Annotated in this window: 4 protein-coding genes; 2 read left to right on the top strand and 2 right to left on the bottom strand. The window is 74.7% G+C overall.

Annotated features, from left to right (window positions below):
* Positions 1-338 precede the first annotated feature (338 nt).
* Positions 339-962, top strand: a complete 624-nt coding sequence (locus ACWGJO_RS41245) for a hypothetical protein (RefSeq protein WP_452190916.1) — start codon at positions 339-341, stop codon at positions 960-962.
* A gap of 129 nt (positions 963-1,091) precedes the next feature.
* Entirely contained in the window at positions 1,092-2,108 is a 1,017-nt protein-coding gene (galE, locus tag ACWGJO_RS41240; protein WP_359902616.1) for a UDP-glucose 4-epimerase GalE, read from the top strand.
* Positions 2,109-2,121: 13 nt separating this feature from the next.
* On the opposite strand, the gene ACWGJO_RS41235 is transcribed toward galE, so the two are convergent.
* Entirely contained in the window at positions 2,122-2,814 is a 693-nt protein-coding gene (locus tag ACWGJO_RS41235; RefSeq protein WP_452190915.1) for a lytic transglycosylase domain-containing protein, read from the bottom strand.
* A 71-nt stretch (positions 2,815-2,885) separates the two neighbouring features.
* The gene (locus ACWGJO_RS41230; RefSeq protein ID WP_359902610.1) at positions 2,886-3,092 is read right to left on the bottom strand and encodes an antitoxin; all 207 of its coding nucleotides are present in this window, start codon (positions 3,090-3,092) and stop codon (positions 2,886-2,888) included.
* Between the last annotated feature and the right edge of the window lie 423 nt (positions 3,093-3,515).

Genomic DNA, 3,515 nt, shown 5'->3' with positions numbered 1-3,515 from the left:
GCGGCGCGCCGCTGCCCGGGCGCGGAGCGCGGCGGTGCCGCGGCGGCCGGCCGCCGGAGCCGCGACAGCCGAAGCGGCAACCCATACCAGAACTGGTCGCTGTCGAAGACCTCGTGAGCCGTTCGGGGTAAGGCTGTTCCCGTGAGCCCGTAAAACCGGTCGGCCCGTACGCCGGCCGACCCTTCGACCCGAGCCGCCGACGCCCGCGCGCCGCGAGGCCCGCAGGCCGGCAGGTCCGTCGCGCCGGGAACGGCCGCCGCCCACCCAGCGGCAGCCGCTCCCGGCGCCGGCCGTTCCCAGCGTCCCTGCCCCCCACACCGCCCCGAGGACCCTCCCGTATGCGAACCCGCCCCCACCTCGCCGCCCTCGCCCTCACCGCCGCGGCCCTGCTGTCCGCGGCCGTACCCGCCGCCGCCCACGGCGACAGCGTCCACCTGGACGTCACCGGCCAGCAGAACGGCCGTGTCAGCACCGTCGCCACCTGGGAGAACGACCACGACCCGGTGACCGGGGAGTTCGCCGGCACGCTCCTCGCGACGGCCTCCGACGGCCGCACCGTCGGGCCCTGGCGCCTGGTCACCGTCCCCGGCCGCCCGGGGACGTACACCACCCGGGAGGTCCTCCCGGTCGGGCACTGGCGGGTGACGGTGGACTGCGCCTTCCCCGCCCTCGGGCACGGCGAGCGCGAGCTCGACGTCGACACCGTCGAGATCGCCGACCCGGCGCCCCCCACGGCGCTGTCCGAAACCTCGCCGCGGTCCGCCGGGGTGAGCCCCGCCCCGCTCCGGGAGAGCACCGGCGCGACGGGGACCACCGCCGCCCCCGTCTCCGCCCGGGAGGCCTCGCCCGGCCCCGCCCACGCGACCACCTCCGACGCCACCGCCTGGGCGGCCATCGGCACCGCCTGCGCGGCCGTCGTCCTGGTCGCCACCGGGCTCTGGCTGCGCCGTCACCGCGGCTGAGCCGCCCGGAACCGCCCGCCCCGGGAACGGGGACGCACCCGCGGTGGAACCGGCCGGGTGCGAACCGACGTCCCTTCCGGTCACCGGGCGCCACCGGGCGCCCGGACGACCGCAAGGGAGCGTCCGCGCATGAAGAAGGTCCTGATCACCGGCGGCGCGGGTTTCATCGGCAGCACCGTCGCCTCCGCCCTGCTCGACCGGGGGATCACCCCGGTCGTGCTGGACGACCTGTCCCGGGGCCGGACCGAGTTCGTCGCGGACCGGGTCTTCTACCGGGGCGACATCGCCGACGCGGCCCTGCTCGACCGGATCTTCGCCGAGCACCCCGACATCGACGCCACCGTGCACTGCGCCGCGAAGATCGTCGTACCGGAGTCGGTGGCCAAGCCGCTGTACTACTACCGGGAGAACGTCGCCAAGACCGTCGAACTCCTGGAGGCCCTCCAGCGCCACGGCTGCACCCGGGTCGTTTTCAGCAGCTCCGCCTCGATCTACGCCCCCACCCCCGACGCCCGGGTCGACGAGAGCAGCCCGGTCGACGCCGGGAGCCCGTACGCGCGCACCAAGCAGATGATGGAGCAGGTCCTCCAGGACTGGACCCGGGGCGAGGGCGCCGAGCGCCAGCGGGTCATCGCCCTGCGCTACTTCAACCCGATCGGCGCCGACCCGCAGCTGCGCACCGGTCTCCAGGACCTCCGGCCCACCCATGCCCTCGGCAAGCTGATCGAGGCGCACACCACGGGCACCCCGTTCACCGTGACCGGCACCGACTGGGCGACCCGCGACGGCTCCGGCATCCGCGACTACGTCCACGTCCAGGACCTCGCCGAGGCGCACGTCGCGGCGCTGCTCCGGTTCGACGAGGTGATCGCCCCGGGCGTGGCGGACCGCTACCGGGTGATCAACGTCGGCACCGGGGACGGGACCACCGTGCGGGAGCTGATCGCCGCCTTCGAACAGGCCGTCGGCACCGGCCTGGAGGTGCGGGAGGCGGGCCCGCGGCCCGGGGACGTGATCGGCTGCTACGCCGTCGTGGACACCGCACGGGACCTGCTCGGCTGGCAGCCGCGGCGCGGCATCGCCGAGGGGGTCGCCGACGCGCTGGCCTGGCGGAGGGTCTGGTCCGCCCGGATCGGCGTCAGCTGAACGCCGGAGGCTGTCAGGCCACGGCCTCGCCGGACTTCGACCAGTTGTCGCGCAGCCGGTCGAGGTAGGACTGCGCCTGGGAGCCGATCTTGACGCCCCGGGCGAAGGCCAGCATGTTGCCCGCGCCCGCGTTGTAGCCGAGGGCGACCAGCTCGTCCCGGGTGAGCGGCACGCCCGGGCGGGCGGGCAGCTGCGCGGCGAGGTCGTGCAGGTGCCAGGCGGCCGCCTGGACGGCCAGGTTCCGGTCGTCCGGGAGCTCCTCCCACTGCCGGGAGGCGAACGGGCGGCCGGGCTTGGTGTCGTCGAAGGCGGCCCGGTGCATGTTGGCGACGCCGAACGAGGCGTCCGGCTTGCCGCGCTGCCAGGCCCGTTCGAGTTCGGGGTCGTGCGGCTTGTACGCCTCGTTGTAGAGGATCGCCATCAGAAGCTGCGGGTTGACCCCGGCCTCGGCGGCGTACTGGCGGACCGGTGCCGCGTAGTCGGCCGGGTCGTAGCGGCCCGAGGGCTTGGAGGGTTTCGACGGTGGAGCGGAGGAGCCGTCCGACGGTGCGGCACCCGGGGAGGGACCGGAGGCGGCGGTCGGGGAGGGGCCGGCGGAGGCCGCGCCGTCGTGGCCGTTGCCGCGGACGAGACCCAGTCCGGCCACCACCACGACGCCGATCACCAGCCAGCGTCCCCGGCCGGACCCCTTCTTCTCCTCGCTCACCGCTGCCGCCCCTCCCCGTTCGCTCGTGCGCCCGTTCGAGCACCGTGCGGCTGATCGCTCCCTGCGGCAGGTTACTCGGCGGGCTTCTGGTCGCCGTCGAGGTTGCGCAGGAAGTCCTTCGCCTTCTCGACGCCGGTGTCGATCTGCCCGCTGTACTTGCCGTCCGTGCGGTCGTCGATCGCGTCGCCGACCTTGTCCAGGCCCTGCCCGATCACGTCGCCGTGCTCGCGGGCGAGGTCGGTGGCCTTGTCCGCGAGGTTCTTCAGACTCTCAAACATGGTGACGCTCTGCTCCTCTGATGCGTTCCTGATGGTGTGCCGACGTGGCGGGGATCATGACCATCCTAACGACGGCCCACCAGGCGGTCCGTCGCCGCCGGGTGACGGCGGATGACTTTGCTGAAATGGGTTCGTATGCTCAGGCCATCTTCTACGGCGATGTAGAGGGTGGGGTCCCCACCAGGACGCCACCAGGACCGAAGGCGTCCCGGCACGCGCGGCGGCGCGATCGCTCCGCCGTGGCCGCAACGATCGAGGGAAGTGCGCATGGCCGGTCAGCGGGCGAGAACGCCGTACCAGGACGCGGGACCGCGCACCGAGGACCGCGCCCTGCCCGCGCAGCGCTCCCGGGCGGCCGGTGCGGGCGGTCCGGGGAGCCCCGCGGGCCCCGCGGCGCCCGGGGCGGCCCGGGCACCGCGCCCC

It is taken from the genome of Kitasatospora sp. NPDC054795 (assembly GCF_053611565.1).
Note: the sequence above shows the minus strand (reverse complement) of the source record. Positions and strands in the feature narration are given on the sequence as shown.

Coding starts and splice junctions, on each gene's coding strand:
- ACWGJO_RS41245 (WP_452190916.1), top strand. CDS start 339: ATGCGAACCCGCCCCCACCTCGCCGCCCTCGCCCTCACCGCCGCGGCC.
- galE (WP_359902616.1), top strand. CDS start 1,092: ATGAAGAAGGTCCTGATCACCGGCGGCGCGGGTTTCATCGGCAGCACC.
- ACWGJO_RS41230 (WP_359902610.1), bottom strand. CDS start 3,092: ATGTTTGAGAGTCTGAAGAACCTCGCGGACAAGGCCACCGACCTCGCC.